Genomic DNA, 19,574 nt, shown 5'->3' with positions numbered 1-19,574 from the left:
ATAGCATCGGAGAAATAGCGGACAGGAAAGATATTTACCCTACGAAGGGGATGACACTCTAAAATTATAGTAAACGTTGGCTGCGCTTCATCTTTAATGCACTAGCAGAGCTATCAACGATCTTAAAACCTAAACGTTGGTAGAGCGTTATTGCCCTGTTGCCTTTCAAAACACTCAGCGTAACGGGGACATTGGCTTCATCCGCTTGCTGTAAAAATGTTTTTAATAACCACGCCGCGATGCCCTGTCCCTGGTAGGCCGGTAAAATCTGGATTTGTATAATAATCCACGCATTGTCGCCTTTATGTCGTTTGAATAATCCAATGCGTTGAGACCCCATCAGCACAATATAGGCGTCATTATAATGATATTTTATTCGCTGCCAGTGCGCCAAATCATCAGCAATAACGCCAGCTCTTTGAAGATGTTCATCCATCGCCGCACGGCGAAGCTCAAACAGGAACCGCTCGTCCTCCGGCGTAGCCAGACGAAGCGAGATATCGCGCCATTCCATATAACCTCCGTATTGTTAGATTAACGTCGTGTAAGCATCTATCTATATTGACAAAATCAGATAGTTACCATGAAATAATCTTCAGGAATATATATAAATCAAGGAAATAAATATGAGGCCTTTAGGTTTAGCATTGCTCTGTTGCGCTGTTCTTTTCTCGCCATTCTCCCTTGCTGTCGATGTATCTAAAGTGTATGGAAGAATTCAAATTGTTGATTCGTTTCCAGACTATAGGGTGCAGATTGTCAACGCGCACGAACACCTTAGAGTAGAAGAAGTTACCGCGTTTGCTAACCGAGCAGGGCAATGGAAAATTGTTGATAACTTTCCTGATTTTAAAATTCAGATTGTTGACGCTCACCCTGACTTCAAAATTAGACTCGTCGATAATTTCCCCGGTCCAAGCCGACGATAAGCGGCATTCTTATACCTATGTTGGTACAACATCGTAGTTTTTAGCCGACAACGTATATGATTTAATTTTATGATTTTATAGGGAAAAATAGAGTTTATTAAGGGCTTTTAGACGTGTGAATGGTGTCCCCAGCAGGAATCGATTTTATGGTTTAATTTATTGTTTTTAATTTAGTTTTTGTCGTTCGATAAATTTTACTATACATGCTCTTATACTTATTTTCAAAGATGTGTAATTCTCGGGCACTATCTTTTTTTTACATTTTGTTACCATTGGTGCTTCTAGGACGAATATTACTGGATATTACTGGATATTACTGAATATTGCTGAATATATGCCAATATGAATTATTAGACCTTTAAATAATGACTCTCACCTGACTACCCCTATTTACAACAAAATCCCGCCATGTAAATCTATATACATCTTACGAACTCCTTTTGAATCTGAATTAATCTCAGAGGGAACGTGCATCTCAAATAAATGTGTGGAAGGTATGGCTATGGATGCTTCATTGATTAAAAACAAAGAGATACGGTTAATCCGTCTGAGGGATGTAATGTCTAAAACGGGGCTTCCTCGTTCAACGATTTATCATCGAATGAAGGATGGTCGATTCCCGCTTAATGTATCGATCGGGGAAAGAACGGTGGCATGGGTGGAGCAGGAAATTATCGATTGGATTAATAGCAATCTGGTAAATAGGAAAAGTGCGGAGTAAGGAAATGAAAAAAATAGAACGCTGTAAATATGATAAAACCTTGAATGTCATTTCGGCTTATCAGCTGGTTCCATTTGAACCTAAATACGGGGATGGCGGTTATGCGATCCGCGTCATTGAGATTTATCGCCTGTTTAAAATGGAGCGTTCATTAGCCGAGTTGGAAACGCTGACGGGCTATAACATGCCCAGCTACATGTGTGACCCGGACGAAATCAACTTCCTGATTGAGCGTGGTACGGCGATTTGTGAGGCGGCACAGGAAGCGTTTAATGAAGCCCATCAAGGCGTTCTCCGCTACGGTGGTGAAGCGGATAATCCTAATCCTAATCCTAATCACAATGTACTTGATACCCGGCAAGGCCTTGTCTCGATGAAAGAGGCATTGAGACAATTACAAGTGCAGCGGCAGCGTGCGGAGGACAATCACGAAAAGGCTAAATTAATCTATCAGGCGCGGCAGGGGTTATTGGGTTTATTGCGCCCTGTTGTGGAAGCGATGCTGAAAAAGAATATCAAAGGTTTTATGAACAAGGTCATGGAGAAACTGCCAGTTGCCTCGTTGCCTGCATATTCCTACAGGATGGATTCCTATTCTAATGGCCTAAGCAGTAAGTCTCATATTTATGCCTGGTCAAAGATGGATGAATTACAAAAAGCGGTAGAGGAGATATTAAAACTCTGTCGTCATCCTATAGATAAATATGAATTAAACCGTAATGGGATCGCAAAGGCTGAGTTATGCAGTTTATATTACGGCCATGAAGGTGAGCTATTTCGCCAACTCATGCCAGTGAATGATTATGTGGAGTTAATGATCGAGACGGTGAACGCCGAACAAGATAAAAATCGCATGATGCGAGACACACTGTAATTCACCTTATTACCCCATTCATATAAAAGGATATTTTATGCATCACGTTAATGCTCCGGCATTGGCGGGGGAATTTCATCGTAATTTTACCCGCGGCGCGAATTATTTAAGCAATAACAAAAAGAGTTTTTCTGTATCTGATGAGGCAGAAAATAAATTACGCATTGCCTTACTGGAATCCGGTTGGATGATGCAGGGCATTACCATGATGGACATGGCAGAGGAAACCGGCCAGGCGATCACGTTTGGTGATAGCAGCTTGCATACCGGGCGTGCGCTAGAAGGGCGATTTAACAAGCCGCTGGCTGTCAATGGTACGCCGTACATGCTGGTTGAAACGGACTCCTGCGCGTCGCTGTCGTATGAGCAAATGTCACTGATTGCCAATGTGGGCGGGATTGACCACTTCACCCGGACGATGGCGGCGTTCTTTGAACGCGCAATGGCGTTAGATATTTTGCGTATTGGACTAAATGGCGCGTTTCTCAGCCCGGAAACCAACCCTACCAAATATCCCAAAGGGGAAGATATCAATCTTGGCTGGCATGCCGTCGCCAAACAATTTAATGGCGGCTCCCAGGCACTGACGGATGCGATCACCCTGGGGAGCGGTGGCGATTTCCCACATCTGGATGCATTGGCCAATCACCTCATAACCCAAAAGATACCAGAGGGATTACGCGAAGATCCGCGCCTGGTGGTGTTGGTCGGTGCAGAGCTGGCGGCGGCGGAGCGGCTACGGTTGTTCAATATGGCAGACCGTCCGGCGGATCTCGCCGCCGCGCAGATGGTCACCAGTTCTGTAGCGGGACGCTTTGCCTTTGTTCCGCCGTTTATGCCGGGTAAACGACTGGCCGTGACCACGCTGGAAAACCTGCACGTCTACACGCAGAAGCATAGCCGCTATTTCCGGGCGGAGTTTGTGGATGACCGTTCCGTGTATGAGCACAGCTACTGGCGTAATGAGGGCTACGCGCTGGGGGATGGTTATCTGTATGCCGCCGCCGATGAGCAGGCCATTACGTTGTTACCGTGAGGGAGAACATGAACGATTCACAGTTAACTACCGGCTGGTTTTGCGTGGCCACCGAGGGCGTCACCATTGACGGACGCTATATCGATCCGGCCTGGCTAAAAGACATGGGCGCGACCTACAACCCGTCACGTTATACCGCGCTGATTTGGGGAGAACACAAGCGCACGGGCGATAACCTGGGGGAAGTGTTGGCCGTGAAACATGAGGTTATCGATGGTGAATCCCGGTTGTTTGTGCGTATCCGTCCCACGTCGCAACTGGTCAGCTACAACGAGAAAGGGCAAAAGCTGTTTTGCTCGATTGAGATTGAAGAGGATTTCCCCGAAGCCGGACGGTTTTATCTCAGTGGGTTGGCGGTAACGGATAGCCCCGCCAGTGTGGGAACGGATCGTCTGCGTTTTAGCGTTAATCGCGGGTATTTCTCACGCCGGGGGAAACGTGGCCGACTCAGTCAGCCGATCCCCTGTCAGTTTTCGCTGCCACCGTCCGGCTGGTATTCCGCGATTTCAGGCGGCTAAACGCAGGCAAAAAATACCCGGTGCGGCAGGCACCGGGTAACACTCCCTTGTCATCTAACGTCATGGCTCGTCACTGAGCAGGAAACACTATGTACGCGATAACACACCCGGTCAATCACGGGGATTCGGATAAAAATTGCTTGCTGTCGCCAGAATACGCGGGGTATAGTTTTCGCGTTGCCGCAAAATCGGCAATCGGGATTTGCAGCCCGTGTATTCTACTGGCGACACCAGACGCGCCTTGCGTCTTTTTTTGTGTCGTAGCCTTTGTGCACCCATTTTCTACGGCATTATTCCGTACCGAATCAATGGTGGCTCAGGCGGGGCAGCTTTCGGGCTGGCCGGTATCCAGTAGAGCCGGTACTGCAAACCCCGTCTGGGCTACCACCATTCAAGAGATTTGCAGCTCTGGTGGTAGCAAGTTTTGCTATCTACTGGAGATTGACGCATGTCAACGACCCCTGGCTATACTCACCCCGAATTTGTCTTTTTATTTCTGGCTGTGCGCCGTGCTGATGTTCACGCCGTTCCGCACCGTGAAACCGTTATTGCCCCGAATGAACGCAGCGCCCGCCGTCTGCTGGCGCGTGACTATGTACTCGCTTTTGCTGGCCGTCTGCCGGTTGAGGGGGCGCGTCATGTTTGATAACACGCCGTTGGATCTGGAAGAAATCATCGACCAATGCCGGGCGCTGGCGTATGCGCTGGTTGAGTTGGATCAGTCCCAGGTGAAAGAGGTGCTGACCTTTGTTCTGTCGGAGCGGCTGGACTGCTTGCACCGCACCTTTAACCAGCCGGTAGCGGAGGGTGAACATGACTAATGCTCAGTTTCCTTGTGGCTACACGCAGAATGGTGAAGAGCGTATAAATCGCGCTTTACAGGCCACCGAGTGTATGGCCGAGCTGTTACGCCACCATGCCGATCACCCTGGTAAGCCTCTTAATTCAGACGGCCTGGCCGCTATTTTTGAATGTGTTCGTGACCAACTCAACGGTGCGGTAGAAACCAGTGAATTCTTTGCCGGAGGGGTGAACCATGAGCGCAATTAACCTGCCGACCTCACCGGCTTTCAAAATGGCGCTTTTGCGCCATTACATCGCTAACGCTTTCTTTGAAGCAATGACAGCCCAACACGGCCAGGCGGCATATGTGCTGAACGGTCGCTGTATTCCACTGACCGCCGACAAGGTGGCGATTAACATCATTTCCCACATTGAAGCGCCTTATATCGACCAGTTCGGCTGTGCGATGGGGCAAGCGATGGCGGCGCAGGCGCTGTATGAAATGCTCGAACCGGGCTTTATGCGTGAGGCGGTGCGCCTGTCAGCGTATGGCTACCGATGCCTGTCGGCCATGTATGAGGATATTGCCAGCGGTGCGACGGATGGCAAATTGCCGCCCGGTGCCGTGGTGGAAACGCTGACGACGGGAGGAGCGGCGCAATGAGCAGACCCAAACTCTCCGAGACAGTGAAGGCAGCAAATAACCGCTGGGCGCAGATATTACCGGCGCTGGGAATTACGGTTCCGGCCAACGGCAAGCATAGCGCTTGCCCGAAATGCGGCGGTACAGACCGTTTCCGCTTTGATGATAAGGACGGGCGCGGGACGTGGTTTTGTTCGCAGTGTGGCAACGGTGACGGGCTGGATTTGGTGCAACTGGTCAGCGGCGACGACAACAAAACTGCCGCCGATGCGGTGGCATCTGTGCTGGGCTTACCGGAGATGCAACACCCGACAACCCCGCCCGCCAGGAAAGAAGCCGACGGCGCCGAAAAGCGCCGCCAGTTCAGCGCCAGCTATCGCACACTGCGGGCGACTTGTGAAACCGGCGAAAGCGCCTATCTGACCAATAAAGGCTTAACGGGGCAGGGCTTGCCCCTGACTCGCCAGGAGAAACAGAGCGGTGGCGTGGTGTTTCCTGCCGGTTCGCTGTTGCTGCCGCTGACTGACGTTGACGGCCAGATAACGGGGGCGCAGCTAATCAGCCCATTGGGGGATAAACGGCTGCTGGCCAACTCCATTCTGGCGGGCAGCTTCATTGCTCTGCAACCGCTGCCGAGTGAGGCACCGGAGCAGGTGACTATCACCGAGGGTTACGCTACCGCGCTGACGGTGGCGGCATTGACCGAGGGCGTCACGGTGGCTGCGGTTGCCGCCAGTAACTTGCTGAATGTGGCGCAGGTGTTCCGGCAGCGCTGGCCGGATGTGCGGTTGGTGATTGCTGGCGATAACGATTTTGGCGACGGCAAGGAAAACACCGGGAAACAGTGGGCGGAGAAAGCGGCCAAAGCGGTAGACGGTTGGGTGACATTGCCGCCGACGCGCCATAAAGCGGATTGGGATGATTTCAGGCAGGAGCACGGCCAGGAGCGCACCAAAGAGGCGTTGCGCGAAGAAATGATTTTGTTTGGCAAGGGCAAGACCCGCTTGCCGCAAGGCTTCCGACTGACCAAAGAATACCTGTGGTTTGACAAACTGGTGAACAAGTCAGACGGCGATACGGAAATTCGCAATATCAAACTGTGCAGCCCGGTACGGGTGACGGCTATCACCTGTGACATGGACGGCAGCAACTACGGCCGCTTGCTGGAATGGGAAGACACCAACGGCATTAGCCGCAAATGGGCGATGCCGATGGAGTTGTTAGGTGGCAGCGGGGAAGAGTTGCGCCGGGTACTGCTGGTTAACGGCTTGTCGTACATCAACACCAACGGTCAGGCACGGGCGCACCTGATGGAATACCTTTCCCTGTGTAAACCAGACCGTAAGGTGACATGCGTCAGTAAAACCGGCTGGCACGGTTCGGTGTACGTGCTCCAGGACGAGGTGATAGGTGAGGGGGCGGAATCGGTCATTCTGCAAACGTCCAGCGTACAGGGGCGGGATTTTCGCACTGCGGGAACGTTGGCTGATTGGCGTGATCAGGTGTCACGGTATTGCGTCGGTAATGCCCGCGTGGCGTTCTCCGTCAGTCTGGCTTTTGCTGCACCGCTGTTAAAGCTGGTTGGTGTGGGCGGTGGCGGCTATCACTTGAAAGGGGAATCGACGGATGGCAAAACCACCACCATGAAGGTGGCGGCGTCAGTGTGCGGCGGTTCGGACTTCTGGCATACCTGGCGGTCAACCGGCAATGCGCTGGAAGGGACTGCCAGCCGCCGCAATGATGCCACGTTGATGCTCGATGAAATCCGTGAGGTAGACGGACGGGAGGCCGGAAATATCGCCTACATGCTGGCTAACGGCCAGGGTAAGGCCAGAGCCAGAACGGACGGCAGCGTAAGGGAAACCAATCGTTGGTGTCTGCTGTTCCTTTCCACAGGCGAACTGTCACTGGTTGAACACGCCGCCAACGCCGGAGAACGTACTTATGCCGGTGTAGAAGTGCGTATGGTGCAAATCCCCAGCGATTCGGGCAAGTACGGTGTGTTTGAAGAACTGCATGGTTTTTCGGGCGGCAAGACGCTGGCCGAGCATTTAGAACAGGCAGTGACGGAATACCATGGCGCGGCGTTCCGCGAATGGTTGCGCCATCTCACGGCGGATTTATCCGGCATGACGGCCAAAGCCAAAGCGTTGCTGAAAACCTACACTCGCGAATTAACCCCACCTGATGCAGGTAACCAGGTAGGGCGGGCAGTCACGCGCTTTGCTCTGGTCGCGATGGCGGGCGAACTGGCCACCGAAGCGGGGATCACCGGCTGGCCTGCGGGGGAAGCACTGCGGGCGGCAAAAGTCTGTCTGGATGCGTGGATGGTAGATCGTGGCCATGTGGCCAATCAGGAGGAAGCCGCCGCGCTGGAGCAGGTGAAAGACTTCATCACCCGTAACCAGTTCAGCCGCTTTGCCGACTGGCACAACGAGTACAGCCGCCCGGCCAACTTGGTGGGTTTCCGTCAGGTAGTGAAAGGCAACAACACCGAGGATGCCGCCACCACGTTTTACGTGCTGTCATCGGGTTGGAAAGAAATCTGTAAGGGGTTTGATGCCAAGAAGGTGGCACAGCTTTGCGTCAGGGCGGGCTATCTGGATGTGGCAGAGGGCAGCAGCCGCACACAGAAAAACATCCGCCTGCCAGAAATAGGCGTCAAATGGGTGTACCAGTTTAATAGCAGCGTATTGGGTTAATACTCTCGCACGTATCTTATTTTTCTGAGGATACAGTGGTTACAGAGGTGACAAGCAGGTAGGGCAAGGGCTGGTGTTGTCACCATGAATAAATAGCCTGTGGTGACAGAGGTTACAAAATACGACCTGTAACCGCTGTCACCAGTAGTGAAAATGGCGTGGTTACAGTAAAAACCCTTTTATATCAATCGTGTAACCACTGTAACCGCTGTATCCACGCGCAGAGAAGATAAACACAGTAAAAATGGCCGTCCGTTAGGGCTTTATTTCTGGCGGGCGGGGTTAACAGAATGGAAGGAGTGAGCGACATGAGGATAATGCGTGTTTACTGCCCGGAATGCGGCACGGTGGCCACGGTGAAGAAAACTCACCGTAAGCACCCGCATATCTCAGATATTTACTGCGCCTGTGCGGATGTGGAATGCGGGCATACGTTCGTGATGAACATGACGTTCTCACATACCCTCAGCCCCAGTGCTAAAACTCACGGGCATGTGATTAAGAGCGTGATAGACGGCATCGCCCCGGAGAAGCGCAAAGAGATGATCGACATGCTGAACCAGGCGCAGGAGGACGACAAAAAGGCCGAAAACGTGGACGAGCCGGAAAGTTCTCTGGTTGTGGTGCGGCGTAAAGTTGGGGAAAGGTAACGGGCTGTTGTTATCCCTGTAGACAGCGATTAAACTACCGGCTGTTAGTGGAAGTATGATGTTCTCTAATCTAGATGGTTAATTTAGGTTAGAGATGAAAACCCAACCTCACCAGTTGGGTTTTTTTGTATCTGGCTGTTCGTGTTTTTCAGTGACTCCACCCCATCTACTCATCTGTAAGCCGGATCCCGCAAGGGATCACCGGAACAGTGGCACGTTTGTTTTCCTGCCTGATATTTTTCACCGCGCCACGAAAAATAATACAGTGTCTTTAAATTCAAAGAGATAGCGTGATTTTTTGCGGGCTTCAAAACCAGAAAAAAATGGCAAAACTGAAAAAAGCTGAAATTTATTTCAATGATTTCAGTTGGCACCAAAGCGCACAAGCCCAGATATGGCGCGGTCTGGCGGGTTGTTTTGTAGAAAAGTAAAACTGAAAAATTTTTATGATCCGAAAACCGCAGGCGGGTGCGGTGTAGTGCCGATTTTGTCATGTGGATGCTTATTTTTATTTACTGGTGTTCTATTAGTAGGGTTTGTAAGCCATTTGGACGAGCGAGGCGGAAGGAAAATGGATATTATCTATTTTTATCAATTGGTTAAAAGCAGAAACAAAGTGTTCCGTTCGGCAGGTTTCATTACTACATTAAATATGGGATCTTTGTTATGCTATGTGTGAATAAAAAATTCAGCTACTATGTCATCAACATAATTAACTATCTTAGGATTAAATTTTATTTCTAAAAAATAAATGTTATGTTGCGCTCTATTCTTTTCAAGAATTAACCAATTCAATTGTGCTGATAGGTTTTTTTATTACTTTGAGCTAATTGATTGAGTAAATGTGAGATGACAAGAAAAATTATATCATCTGAATTAAAACCTCTAGCGTTTTCTAGATAATAATTAACAAGGTAATTATTATGCATGCTATACTTTCTCAATATGTTAAAGACTTGGCAACTGAATTTGAAGTTCAGGAGCATGATGAGTCTAAGCTGTTTGAATATTTCTGCAATTACGTTATAACTTCTAAGTATTTTCTCGGTAGATTTAACCCTGTCGATATAACAACTCAAGAAGACGATGCATCTTTAGATGGAATTGCGATCATCATTGATGGAGAGCTAATCATTAGTGTTGATGATGCTGAAAGTGCCTTTGACACTCATAAAACATCTTTGCCTGTGGAAATTATAATAAATCAAGCAAAGTCAGGCGAGAGTTTTTATAAAGATGAAATAGCGAATTTTAATATTGGTTTACAAGATTTCTTTACATTGGATCCAAAATTCCCAAATGGTATTTACAATGGTCAGGTCATTGAAATAATAAAAATCATTGTGGCTAATGTGAAGAAAATAAAAAACAAAATGCCAAATTTAAAAGTTTTTTATTGCACTAGTGGAGTATACAATAAAGAGAGGGAAATTGTTGCTAGCTTCAAGAACATAGAGAGAACTTGTAAATCAGCCGATATTTTCAATGATATTGAAGTGCTTCCACTAGGTCGTAAAGAGTTAATGAAAATGTGGGGGTCTATATCTGACAAGAATGAGGCTTCATTGCAATTAATTGATTACATAGGAATCAATGAGATGCCTGGGATACCCCAAGCATATATATCGATTGTAAAAGCAAAAGAGTTTCTTAATAAAATAGCTATGGACGATGAAGGAAAAATAAGAGAAGAAGTTTTTGACGAGAATGTGCGTGCATTTCTCGGCGGAGAAAACCCAGTAAATAGAGATATAGCTAACACTCTCAATAGTGATAAGGCCAAACAATTTTCAGTTCTCAATAATGGTGTGACCATAATTGCGCCAGAAATTGCAATCCAATCAAATACAAAAGTTATGCATTTGACAAATTATCAGATAATTAATGGATGCCAAACGACAAATACTTTATTTGAAAACTTCCATATCTTGGATGATAGCGTTGAGTTAATCGTGAAATTTATAGAATCTCAAGATACTGATGTAGCCATCGAGATCGTTACAGCGACAAACAACCAATCGGCTGTAGAAAATGAAGCTTTTTATGCTTTAAGAGAAAAGGCTAGATTAATTCAAAAATTTTTTGATATTCAAAGAAATGATGAATCAAAAGAGAAGTTGTATTTCGAAAGAAGAGAGGGTGAATATAGAAACAAATCCATTCAAAATACAAAAATATATGACATTAAAGAACTTGCAAGATGTTTTATATCCGTTTTTAAATTTCGCCCGCACGATGCTTCTAGATATGTAAAAAAAGTATTGAATACTAGCGATATACTTTTTGCAGACAACGACAATGAATGTGCATATCATTGTGCTGCGTATATATGCTATAAATACAATACATTAATAAATGGCAGGAAAAATGACGCACCTAAATATAATAAGTTACGGTGGCATATTGCAATGTTATATCCATGGGTGGTCAACAATAAAGTAGAAACTCCGGATCCTTCTTCTAAAAAAATCACAGCCTATTGCGCTAATATTATAAAAACCCTCTGTAATGATGAATATGTTGAGTACTTTAAAATATGTCAAAAAATAATTGACAGCCTTGAAACTCCAACGGATGATCAAATAAAACGAGGTAAATATAGCTCTGACTTACGTGACGCCGTCGAATTATATTTCAAAAGAAATTAAACCCTTTCGGCCTCTATTAAGGGGCTGATCTTATAAATGGTATTACTGTACCACTGGAGCATGATTTTTCTTTTTTCTATATATTGCGCATGGTTATAAGTTCCACGGATGGAATTTTTATCAACATGCGCAAGCTGGGTTTCAATCCATGCGCTGTTATATCCATGTTCGTGCAAAATGGTACTCATGGTATGCCGGAAACCGTGTCCAGTAAGTCTGCCGTGATAACCCAGCATTTTGATTACTTTATTTATCGCGGCATCGCTCATCGGCTTTCTGGTGTCATTTCGACCAGGAAAGACAAGTTGATAATAGCCAGTTAGCACTTTCAGTTCTTTCAGAATAGCAATTGCGTGCGTGGACAATGGCACCAAATGTGGGCGGCGCTTCTTCATCCGTTCTTTAGGTATTTCCCACAGGGCATTATCTAAATCAAATTCAACCCACTCAGCCGCGCGTAATTCAATGGTTCTGACACCGGTCAACATTAAAAGCTGAGTGGCATATTTGGTGATCTGGCTTCCTTTGTAATTATTGAGTGCCTGAACAAAGTCGGGTAGTTCACTTTCGGTTAGGAACGGGAAGTGATTGTTCTTTGGCTTGTTCATGGCGCTGGCCAGGTCGGGCGCTGGATTATACATAGCACGTCCGGTTACGACTGCGTAACGGAATACTTCACCACAGCGGCGGCGGATTTTGCTGGCTTGTTCCAATGCTCCGCGTTTTTCGATCTTTTGCAGAACGGCCAAAAGTTCAAGCGGCGTGATCTGGTCTATCGGACGTTTACCCAGGAACGGGAAAATTTCTTTTTCCAGATAGTGTATAACTTCTTTGGCGTACCCTTCCGACCAGGTAGTGAGTTTTGATGTGTGCCATTCTCTCGCCACCGCTTCAAAGGTGTTTTCCGTAGAGAACAGCAAAGAGAGCTTATCGGCTCTGCGTGCATCGCTGGGGTTAATGCCATTAGCTAACATAGATCGGGCTTCATCACGTTTCTTACGGGCATCGGCAAGGGATACGGTATCGTAAGTGCCAAACGATATGAGCTTAGGCTTGTTGGCAAACCGATAGCGGAAGCGCCAGCCTTTCGTCCCTTTAGGATCAATCAGTAAAGACAGTCCGCCACCGTCATTAAGTGTGTAGGGCTTGTCTTGGGCTTTCGCCTTTTTAATTTTGAGGTCGGTTAGCAGCATGTGTATAAGAAAAAGATCGAACCAAATGTATACACGATTTTATACGCATTTGTGTATAGCTTCTACAAGATTTTATGGTATCAACTAAGACTACGCTTTGGCTATGCTTGTTGTTTTTAAAGTGTTTTTTAGACTATTAGAGAGCATGTAAGATAGGGTTATGGTGTCCCCAGCAGGAATCGAACCTGCAACTAGCCCTTAGGAGGGGCTTGTTATATCCGTTTAACTATGGAGACGTGAAGCGCGACCATTATACGCATTTTTGCTCTGAGAATAAGCACTTAACGGCGCGTTTGCTCAAAGTGTCGGCAATCAGCGTTTCTGTCGGTGTTCTTTTCCATCATTCTCATGCGCCTTTTGCCGTTTGGCGTGGGATGAACTGTTCATGTCATTACGAATTTGCGCATGGCTGATGAGTGCGAAAATAAAGGTACCGCCGATAATATTCCCCGCCAGTGTGGGCAAGGCAAACGGCCAGATGAACGCCTGCCAGGGGATGTGGCCAATGAACACAAGATAAAAAATCTCTGAGGCACCGGCCACGATGTGTGTGAGATCGCTGAAAGCAATCATCCAGGTCATGATGATGATAATCCACAGTTTGGCGGAGTAGGCGTGAGGCAGCATCCAGACCATAGTGGCAATAATCCAGCCAGAGACAACGGCGTTGGCGAACATCTCCGTTGGAGAGTTTTTCATGACCTTCATGGCGATCTCGACTAACGCCTCCCGCGTTTCACCATCAAAAACGGGCATATAGGTAAAGGCGAGGGCGGCCAAAGCTGTCCCGATCAGGTTACCTGTCAGCACGACGGACCATAGCCGACCAAGCAGGTGGAAATTGCTGCGTGTTGGCTTATGCATGATGGGAAGCACCGCCGTAACCGTGTTTTCGGTAAACAGCTGCTGGCGCGCCATAATGACAATTACAAAGCCGATGGTATAACCGAAACACTCCAGCAGAAAGCTGCCGGGTACGCCAACCAGATGGTTGTGGAGCATGCCGACGGCCATGAATGATGTTCCCATGGAGATTCCCGCCGCAATCGCCGACCACAATAACGCCATCGCATCGCGTTCCAGCTCCTTTTGTCCTTCCTGACGAATCTCCTCATGGATCGCGGCAGCAGGGGAAGGTAAATGTTCTTCGTCAACATCGATCGCTTTTCCTTGCGTGCTTTCCTCACTCTCTACCGCAACGTCGTTTTCTTTCTCTTGCCGGGTCTGCTTGGATTCTGAAGGCGGGTTCATAGCGGTCCTCTCGACGATCGTGCTGATTGGTGCTTGGGTAATGGCGCTGAAGTTGCGGGTGTGAGCACCGACAACCCCGATGATAAGCGTAGTCAGTTTTTACAACTTGGGACGCCGCGCGTGATTCACTGATTTAGGTGGGCAGTGCTATGCTGTGAGAGGAATAATGAAATGCTGTGCTGTTGTCCACGCTGGAACGCGTGTCGTAACGATAGCGCGTGTTGTCCCCATAAGAAAAAATGGCAAGCCTCTGAAATGTAGTAATGCGTAAGCCAACGTAGCGATAGATCAATAAAATGTTACACTGTTGGCCGATATCCCGTCCTTGTCACTCAGCCTTATAGGCTAGTGCTGATACTGGGAATACCCATTTTCGGTCACGGGTATATACCCTAAATAATTCGCGTTGCGGGCCGGCGGTAAGTGAAGGAATCCCGATGAGCTTACTCAAGTAAGTGATTCGGGTGAGTGACAAATCTGCCAGAGGTAGATTTGAACGCTGCGTGCAGCGGCCCCAACGGGGCGAGGTGCACGTAAGTGTGCCGAGTAACGTAACCAACACACACGCAATGTGAAGTATGACGGGTATAGCGCACTATAAATCAGGGAGAACAGATATGAATTACCGCCTGAGTGGGGTGGTGTTTGCCAGCGTGTTACTCATCGGCTGCGCCAGTTCCGGGGATCGCGCTCAAGAAGGACGTTCTGATCCGCTTGAAGGCTTTAACCGTACCATGTTCAACTTCAACTACGACGTGCTGGATCCGTATGTGGTACGTCCAGCGGCTGTTGCCTGGCGCGATTATGTGCCGACGCCTGCGCGCAACGGACTGGGGAACTTCTTCAACAACCTGGAAGAGCCTGCAACGATGGTGAACTACTTCGTTGAAGGCAAGCCGTATAAAGCGATGATTCACTTTAACCGCTTTTTCCTGAATACCTTGCTCGGGATGGGCGGTCTGATTGACGTGGCATCGATGGCTAATCCTAAACTGGCGAAAGAAGAGTCTCGCCGCTTTGGTAGTACGCTGGGTAATTATGGTGTGGGATACGGGCCTTATGTGGTGTTGCCCGGCTACGGTAGCGTAACACCACGTGAAGACGGCGGTGGCGTAGCGGATACACTATATCCGATGCTGAGTTATCTGACGTTCTGGATGTCTGCTGGCAAGTGGGCTATCGAGGGACTGGAAACGCGAGCACAGCTGTTGGATTCTGATGGTTTACTGCGTAATTCTTCCGATCCTTACCTGATGATACGCGAAGCCTATTTCCAGCGGCACGATTTCCTCGCCAGCGATGGGCAAATCGCCCCGCAGCAGAACCCGAATGCCGCCGCGATTGAAGACTCGCTCGACGAGATCGATTCAGCGAAGTAGCGTTGCGCATTATCACTCATCTCAAAGGCACCTGCGGGTGCCTTTTGTTTTTATAAAATACGGCTAAACTTATTTTTACCATGATGATTCTGTGGTTTGTTTCTTAAAAGTTATTACTTTGTTGTTCATTTATTTACTTACTAAAATTTATTTCTTCCCGTCAGATAACAATAATGTAACGTCATTAACCAGTACGGATGCTCATCGTGGCTGAAATGCGTCAGCGTGCTGATTTTTTTGTTAGCAAGGTGATTAACAAAAAGGTCATAAGAACGATGCTTTTTACTCATAGTGGTGCACTCATGTGTTAATGAATGCCTGGAATTCTATTTACCTGCACTGATAAAAATAGAGATATAAGCATGAAAAAACTACTTGCTATGTTCTTCTGCCTGAGCGTGGTGGTCAGCGCCCCACTGGCTATGGCTGAAGATGCTAAAACGACAGAGAAGACAACGGACGTGGTACTGATCGGCGGGGGCATTATGAGCTCTACGCTAGGCGTGTATTTACAGGAGCTGCAACCAGACTGGTCTATCGACATGGTTGAGCGTATGGATAACGTGGCGGAAGAGAGCTCTAACGGCTGGAATAATGCCGGTACGGGTCACTCGGCCTTCATGGAACTCAACTACACGCCGGATAATCCCGACGGCCCTATCAATATCAGCAAAGCGCTGGAAATCACCGAAGCGTTTGAGATTTCGCGCCAGTTTTGGTCCTATCAGGTGAAAAACGGCGTGCTGAAGAATCCGCATGCTTTCATCAACAGTGTGCCGCACATCAGCTTTGTCTGGGGTGACGAGAACACGGCCTTCCTGAAACACCGTTATGATGCGATGCAGCACAGCACGCTGTATCGTGGCATGGAGTTCTCTGACGATCCCAATACGATCAAAGAGTGGGTTCCGTTGGTGATGGAAGGTCGCGATCCGGCTCAGAAGATTGCTGCAACCCGTATGCCTATCGGTACCGATGTGAACTACGGTGAAATCACGCGTCAGCTGGTTAGCGCGATGAAAACCAAGTCCAACTTTGCGCTGCACCTGAATTCAGAAGTCCGTGATATCAAACGTAACGCGGACAACACCTGGAGCGTGACTTACGCCGATCTGAAGAACGGTGAAAAAGAGAGCGTGATTAAGGCGAAATTTGTCTTTATCGGTGCGGGTGGGGCGGCACTGAAACTGTTGCAGAAATCCGGAATTCCTGAGGCCGATCTATACGGTGGCTTCCCGGTTGGTGGCGAATTCCTGGTGACAGAAAACCCGGAAATCGTGAAACGTCACATGGCAAAAGTGTACGGTAAAGCCTCCGTGGGCGCGCCGCCGATGTCCGTTCCGCATCTGGACACCCGTATTTTTGACGGCAAGCCAGTTCTGCTGTTCGGGCCGTTTGCCACTTTCTCCAGCAAGTTCCTGAAAAACGGTTCACTGTGGGATCTGATCGGTTCCGTGACCTTCTCCAACGTGATGCCAATGACGCACGTCGGTCTGGATAACTTCGATCTGGTGAAATATCTGGTCAGTCAGGTCATGATGGATGACGACGATCGTTTCGCTTCGTTGCAGGAATACTTCCCGAACGCGAAGAAAGAAGACTGGAGATTGACGGTTGCAGGTCAGCGCGTGCAGGTTATCAAGAAAGATGATGATAAAGGCGGCGTGCTGAAGCTGGGTACTGAGATTGTCAGTTCGCAGGATGGCTCGATTGCTGCACTGCTGGGTGCCTCTCCGGGCGCTTCTACCGCAGCGCCGATTATGCTGAGCCTGCTGGAAAAAGTGTTTAAAGATAAAGTAGCGACGCCGGAATGGCAGAGCAAGCTGAAAGAGATTGTACCGTCTTATGGTCAGAAGCTGGACGGTAATATTGAGATGACCAATAAAATCCGCAGCTACACCAGCAGTACGCTGGGTCTGGATTATATTGAGGTTAAGCCTGAGTAATCGGTATTAACCGGATCACACGATCTAAGGCCGCGAAAGCGGCCTTTTTTGTGCCTTCGCCTAGGTACATACGGACAATAAAAAAAGCAGGTAAGTTGCCTTACCTGCTTTTTTATTTAGAAATTCGTACGTTATTTAGAACGCATAGTTGAAGTTCACGCCGTACAGCCAGGCTTTACCTTCAGAGCTGAAGTTGTACGTTGGAGACGTTGCAGTTGGGCCTTTTTCGGTGATGGTAACTTTTTTACCATGCATGTAGGACACGCCAACATCAACAGAGGCATCTTTGTTAAACGCATAGGTAGTACCTGCGCTCAACCAGAAACGGTCCTGATCGGGGATGGAGATAGAACGTCTGTCGGCCGGTACCGGGCTGTCATCAAACGCGATACCACTACGGAACGTCCAGTTATCGTCGTGATAGTAGGTGGTACCGAGTGCGATACGGTAAGCATCACGGAAGTTTTCTTCTTTCTGGAACAAGGTTTGTCCATTGCTACCCGTTGCTTTCAATTCCTGGAACTGGCTCCAACTGGTGTAGGTCAGGCTGTAGTGTACCGCCCATTTCGGCGCTACGCGGTGATAGGCCGATGCTTCCCACATTTCCGGCAGATTTAGCGTCAGTTTACCAGGCACTGTTGCGCCATTAAGCGCTCCTGCTCCTGCAGGCAGTTGGTTACTGTAGTCACCATTAAAGTCGATATCGACTTTAGAGCGGTAGGTTAGGCCGATGCGATTGTTTTCATCTACTTCGTACAGGATGCCGGCGTTCCAGCCGTAGCCCCACTCTTTACCTTCCATACGTGATATTTCTGTACGGGGGGTCACCCCTAGAGCAGGAGGAAATGCAGCGGACAGTTCCCCTGCATGACGCACAAACTTGGCATCGGCATAGACGGCGTTAACACCTAAACCAAAGCTGAAATGCTGGTTCAGGCGATAGGCGGCGCTCAGGTTCAGGTTCGAGGTCAGCAGATCGGTTTGACCGCCGATAGAGCCAGCTACATAGTTGTCATTAAACTCAGTCGCCAGACCATAGTTGGTTACCGCAGAAGCACCAATCGCCCACTGTTCGTTAAGCGGCATAATAAAATGCAGGTTCGGCACCCAGGCATGTGGTGCGATATTTTTCGCATCAGCATTTTGCCCAGATGAACTTGAACCACTGATATCAATATCTGGGTTGATATAGGTGACACCACCAGAGAACGATGGGCGGTCAAACATGGTCATGGTCGCCGGGTTACGGCTACCGGAGGTCGCATTGTCGGCTACGGCACCTTCACCAGAAAACGCGCGTCCCAGACCCGATGATGAGTATTCATTAAGCTGGAAACCAGCTGCGGACACATTTGCTGAAAACAGGGCCACCGCAACAGCAATTGTGGATTGTTTGAACAGGTTTTTCTGGCTCATGACCAAAACCTCTTTATATGCTTGTTATTTAACGTTGTTACACAAAGTAACAAGGGACGCGCATTGTAGGGGGCGCACTCAGCCTGACAAATCAGACCAGTTGGCAAAGTATAAGTTGGGAATACAATAATGTTGCGCTTGTGTATCCGAAATATTTCTAAAATGATGCAAAATTTAGATCTGCTTAACGGTTTGGTTAATTTGTGTGAGGAGATATTACTCAGCCTTCACTGCTCAATAACACATTAATGTGACTGATATCACTAAAATTGCTGGCTAGCATGAAGTGCTGGCACTGCTTTGGGATGAGGGAGTAAAATATAAGGAAGATAAAAATTTTTGAACTGGATCAAATCTCCTGCGTCTTAAGTCTTAAGAGGAAAGCATCATGACGAACGTAATCAACAAATGCAGTGCTGAAGAAACCGCAGCCTGCTGCTGTGTCGATGTCGGCACAATCATGGATAACACAGATTGCACGGCATCTTACAGCAACGTGTTCGGCGATCGTTCTGACGCGGAAGCGACATTAGCGGCCCTGACGGAAAAAGCGCGTGCGGTAGAGTCTGAACCTTGCGAAATCGCTAGCACGCTGGAAGACGTAGACGGCGGCGTTAAGCTGGACATTGATTTTACGTTCAGCTGTCAGGTTGAAACGATGATTTTCCAGCTCGGCCTGCGTTAACTTTTGTGTTGGCAGGAGCCCTTTCGCGGCTCCTGCTATTGCTTCCTTTCCCTAACTTATCGCCTGACCTCTGTTTCTTCTCTTCTTGCCGTTTCTTCATCTTTTTTGTTCGTCGCTACTTGCATGCTCTTCACACTTTTATGTTGCGCGGCTTTGCGTAATGTAACTATTTGGTTAACAATGAAATCAGGTCTGACCTG

Annotated in this window: 20 protein-coding genes, 1 tRNA gene and 1 pseudogene; 17 read left to right on the top strand and 5 right to left on the bottom strand. The window is 48.2% G+C overall.

All coding sequences use genetic code 11. From position 1 onward, the window contains the following. Window positions 1-64: 64 nt before the first annotated feature. Window positions 65-514, bottom strand: coding sequence for an N-acetyltransferase (locus DCX48_06320; protein QXE14157.1), 450 nt, complete (start codon window positions 512-514; stop codon window positions 65-67). A 112-nt stretch (window positions 515-626) separates the two neighbouring features. Between DCX48_06320 and DCX48_06315 the strand changes: the two genes are divergently transcribed. The 14 genes and pseudogenes from DCX48_06315 to DCX48_06250 all read left to right on the top strand — a co-directional run bounded on the left by DCX48_06315 (window position 627) and on the right by DCX48_06250 (window position 11,504). After that, window positions 627-929, top strand: a complete 303-nt coding sequence (locus DCX48_06315; protein ID QXE14156.1) for a hypothetical protein — start codon at window positions 627-629, stop codon at window positions 927-929. 502 nt (window positions 930-1,431) lie between these two features. Then, a complete protein-coding gene (locus DCX48_06310) occupies window positions 1,432-1,650 on the top strand; it encodes an AlpA family transcriptional regulator (GenBank protein ID QXE14155.1) in 219 nt (72 codons plus the stop codon). A gap of 4 nt (window positions 1,651-1,654) precedes the next feature. Continuing rightward, entirely contained in the window at window positions 1,655-2,524 is an 870-nt protein-coding gene (locus DCX48_06305; GenBank protein QXE14154.1) for a hypothetical protein, read from the top strand. Window positions 2,525-2,561: 37 nt separating this feature from the next. Then, the gene (locus DCX48_06300) at window positions 2,562-3,560 is read left to right on the top strand and encodes a major capsid protein (protein QXE14153.1); all 999 of its coding nucleotides are present in this window, start codon (window positions 2,562-2,564) and stop codon (window positions 3,558-3,560) included. Between the two features lie 8 nt (window positions 3,561-3,568). Continuing rightward, complete coding sequence (locus tag DCX48_06295; protein ID QXE14152.1) at window positions 3,569-4,078, top strand: capsid protein; 510 nt, start codon at window positions 3,569-3,571, stop codon at window positions 4,076-4,078. An 89-nt stretch (window positions 4,079-4,167) separates the two neighbouring features. Further along, window positions 4,168-4,518, top strand: a pseudogene (locus DCX48_06290) (host cell division inhibitor Icd-like protein). An 8-nt stretch (window positions 4,519-4,526) separates the two neighbouring features. Then, a complete protein-coding gene (locus tag DCX48_06285; GenBank protein ID QXE17164.1) occupies window positions 4,527-4,724 on the top strand; it encodes a host cell division inhibitor Icd-like protein in 198 nt (65 codons plus the stop codon). Beyond that, window positions 4,717-4,899 (top strand): hypothetical protein, encoded by a 183-nt coding sequence (locus tag DCX48_06280; GenBank protein ID QXE17165.1) that lies wholly within the window; start codon window positions 4,717-4,719, stop codon window positions 4,897-4,899. The genes DCX48_06285 and DCX48_06280 overlap by 8 nt, the downstream gene beginning before the upstream one ends. Next, window positions 4,892-5,128, top strand: coding sequence for a hypothetical protein (locus DCX48_06275; GenBank protein QXE14151.1), 237 nt, complete (start codon window positions 4,892-4,894; stop codon window positions 5,126-5,128). The genes DCX48_06280 and DCX48_06275 overlap by 8 nt, the downstream gene beginning before the upstream one ends. Next, a complete protein-coding gene (locus tag DCX48_06270) occupies window positions 5,115-5,525 on the top strand; it encodes a hypothetical protein (GenBank protein ID QXE14150.1) in 411 nt (136 codons plus the stop codon). Before DCX48_06275 ends, DCX48_06270 begins: the two co-directional genes overlap by 14 nt. Beyond that, a complete protein-coding gene (locus DCX48_06265; GenBank protein ID QXE14149.1) occupies window positions 5,522-8,206 on the top strand; it encodes a DUF927 domain-containing protein in 2,685 nt (894 codons plus the stop codon). Before DCX48_06270 ends, DCX48_06265 begins: the two co-directional genes overlap by 4 nt. Before the next feature lie 308 nt (window positions 8,207-8,514). Continuing rightward, on the top strand, window positions 8,515-8,856 hold the full coding sequence (locus tag DCX48_06260; protein QXE14148.1) for a transcriptional regulator: 342 nt from the start codon (window positions 8,515-8,517) through the stop codon (window positions 8,854-8,856). Window positions 8,857-9,223: 367 nt separating this feature from the next. Further along, entirely contained in the window at window positions 9,224-9,535 is a 312-nt protein-coding gene (locus tag DCX48_06255; GenBank protein ID QXE14147.1) for a hypothetical protein, read from the top strand. A 244-nt stretch (window positions 9,536-9,779) separates the two neighbouring features. Next, complete coding sequence (locus DCX48_06250; protein QXE14146.1) at window positions 9,780-11,504, top strand: abortive phage infection protein; 1,725 nt, start codon at window positions 9,780-9,782, stop codon at window positions 11,502-11,504. On the opposite strand, the gene DCX48_06245 is transcribed toward DCX48_06250, so the two are convergent. The 3 genes from DCX48_06245 to DCX48_06235 all read right to left on the bottom strand — a co-directional run bounded on the left by DCX48_06245 (window position 11,501) and on the right by DCX48_06235 (window position 13,948). After that, on the bottom strand, window positions 11,501-12,697 hold the full coding sequence (locus DCX48_06245) for a DUF4102 domain-containing protein (GenBank protein ID QXE14145.1): 1,197 nt from the start codon (window positions 12,695-12,697) through the stop codon (window positions 11,501-11,503). The genes DCX48_06250 and DCX48_06245 overlap by 4 nt on opposite strands. Before the next feature lie 161 nt (window positions 12,698-12,858). Further along, window positions 12,859-12,933, bottom strand: a tRNA-Arg gene (locus DCX48_06240). Window positions 12,934-13,009: 76 nt separating this feature from the next. After that, entirely contained in the window at window positions 13,010-13,948 is a 939-nt protein-coding gene (locus DCX48_06235; GenBank protein QXE14144.1) for a hypothetical protein, read from the bottom strand. A gap of 617 nt (window positions 13,949-14,565) precedes the next feature. Here DCX48_06235 and mlaA point away from each other — a divergent pair. Continuing rightward, the gene (gene mlaA, locus DCX48_06230) at window positions 14,566-15,327 is read left to right on the top strand and encodes a phospholipid-binding lipoprotein MlaA (GenBank protein QXE14143.1); all 762 of its coding nucleotides are present in this window, start codon (window positions 14,566-14,568) and stop codon (window positions 15,325-15,327) included. Window positions 15,328-15,689: 362 nt separating this feature from the next. Further along, window positions 15,690-17,273, top strand: a complete 1,584-nt coding sequence (mqo, locus tag DCX48_06225) for a malate dehydrogenase (quinone) (GenBank protein ID QXE14142.1) — start codon at window positions 15,690-15,692, stop codon at window positions 17,271-17,273. A 135-nt stretch (window positions 17,274-17,408) separates the two neighbouring features. Here mqo and fadL read toward each other — a convergent pair whose 3' ends face one another. After that, complete coding sequence (gene fadL / locus DCX48_06220; GenBank protein QXE14141.1) at window positions 17,409-18,689, bottom strand: long-chain fatty acid transporter FadL; 1,281 nt, start codon at window positions 18,687-18,689, stop codon at window positions 17,409-17,411. 388 nt (window positions 18,690-19,077) lie between these two features. Between fadL and DCX48_06215 the strand changes: the two genes are divergently transcribed. Then, window positions 19,078-19,374, top strand: coding sequence for a DUF406 family protein (locus DCX48_06215; GenBank protein ID QXE14140.1), 297 nt, complete (start codon window positions 19,078-19,080; stop codon window positions 19,372-19,374). Window positions 19,375-19,574: the final 200 nt, after the last annotated feature.

This window comes from Pectobacterium atrosepticum (assembly GCA_019056595.1).
Taxonomy (GTDB): domain Bacteria; phylum Pseudomonadota; class Gammaproteobacteria; order Enterobacterales; family Enterobacteriaceae; genus Pectobacterium; species Pectobacterium atrosepticum.
Note: the sequence above shows the minus strand (reverse complement) of the source record. Positions and strands in the feature narration are given on the sequence as shown.

Coding starts and splice junctions, on each gene's coding strand:
- DCX48_06320 (QXE14157.1), bottom strand. CDS start 514: ATGGAATGGCGCGATATCTCGCTTCGTCTGGCTACGCCGGAGGACGAG.
- DCX48_06315 (QXE14156.1), top strand. CDS start 627: ATGAGGCCTTTAGGTTTAGCATTGCTCTGTTGCGCTGTTCTTTTCTCG.
- DCX48_06310 (QXE14155.1), top strand. CDS start 1,432: ATGGATGCTTCATTGATTAAAAACAAAGAGATACGGTTAATCCGTCTG.
- DCX48_06305 (QXE14154.1), top strand. CDS start 1,655: ATGAAAAAAATAGAACGCTGTAAATATGATAAAACCTTGAATGTCATT.
- DCX48_06300 (QXE14153.1), top strand. CDS start 2,562: ATGCATCACGTTAATGCTCCGGCATTGGCGGGGGAATTTCATCGTAAT.
- DCX48_06295 (QXE14152.1), top strand. CDS start 3,569: ATGAACGATTCACAGTTAACTACCGGCTGGTTTTGCGTGGCCACCGAG.
- DCX48_06285 (QXE17164.1), top strand. CDS start 4,527: ATGTCAACGACCCCTGGCTATACTCACCCCGAATTTGTCTTTTTATTT.
- DCX48_06280 (QXE17165.1), top strand. CDS start 4,717: ATGTTTGATAACACGCCGTTGGATCTGGAAGAAATCATCGACCAATGC.
- DCX48_06275 (QXE14151.1), top strand. CDS start 4,892: ATGACTAATGCTCAGTTTCCTTGTGGCTACACGCAGAATGGTGAAGAG.
- DCX48_06270 (QXE14150.1), top strand. CDS start 5,115: ATGAGCGCAATTAACCTGCCGACCTCACCGGCTTTCAAAATGGCGCTT.
- DCX48_06265 (QXE14149.1), top strand. CDS start 5,522: ATGAGCAGACCCAAACTCTCCGAGACAGTGAAGGCAGCAAATAACCGC.
- DCX48_06260 (QXE14148.1), top strand. CDS start 8,515: ATGAGGATAATGCGTGTTTACTGCCCGGAATGCGGCACGGTGGCCACG.
- DCX48_06250 (QXE14146.1), top strand. CDS start 9,780: ATGCATGCTATACTTTCTCAATATGTTAAAGACTTGGCAACTGAATTT.
- DCX48_06245 (QXE14145.1), bottom strand. CDS start 12,697: ATGCTGCTAACCGACCTCAAAATTAAAAAGGCGAAAGCCCAAGACAAG.
- DCX48_06235 (QXE14144.1), bottom strand. CDS start 13,948: ATGAACCCGCCTTCAGAATCCAAGCAGACCCGGCAAGAGAAAGAAAAC.
- mlaA (QXE14143.1), top strand. CDS start 14,566: ATGAATTACCGCCTGAGTGGGGTGGTGTTTGCCAGCGTGTTACTCATC.
- mqo (QXE14142.1), top strand. CDS start 15,690: ATGAAAAAACTACTTGCTATGTTCTTCTGCCTGAGCGTGGTGGTCAGC.
- fadL (QXE14141.1), bottom strand. CDS start 18,689: ATGAGCCAGAAAAACCTGTTCAAACAATCCACAATTGCTGTTGCGGTG.
- DCX48_06215 (QXE14140.1), top strand. CDS start 19,078: ATGACGAACGTAATCAACAAATGCAGTGCTGAAGAAACCGCAGCCTGC.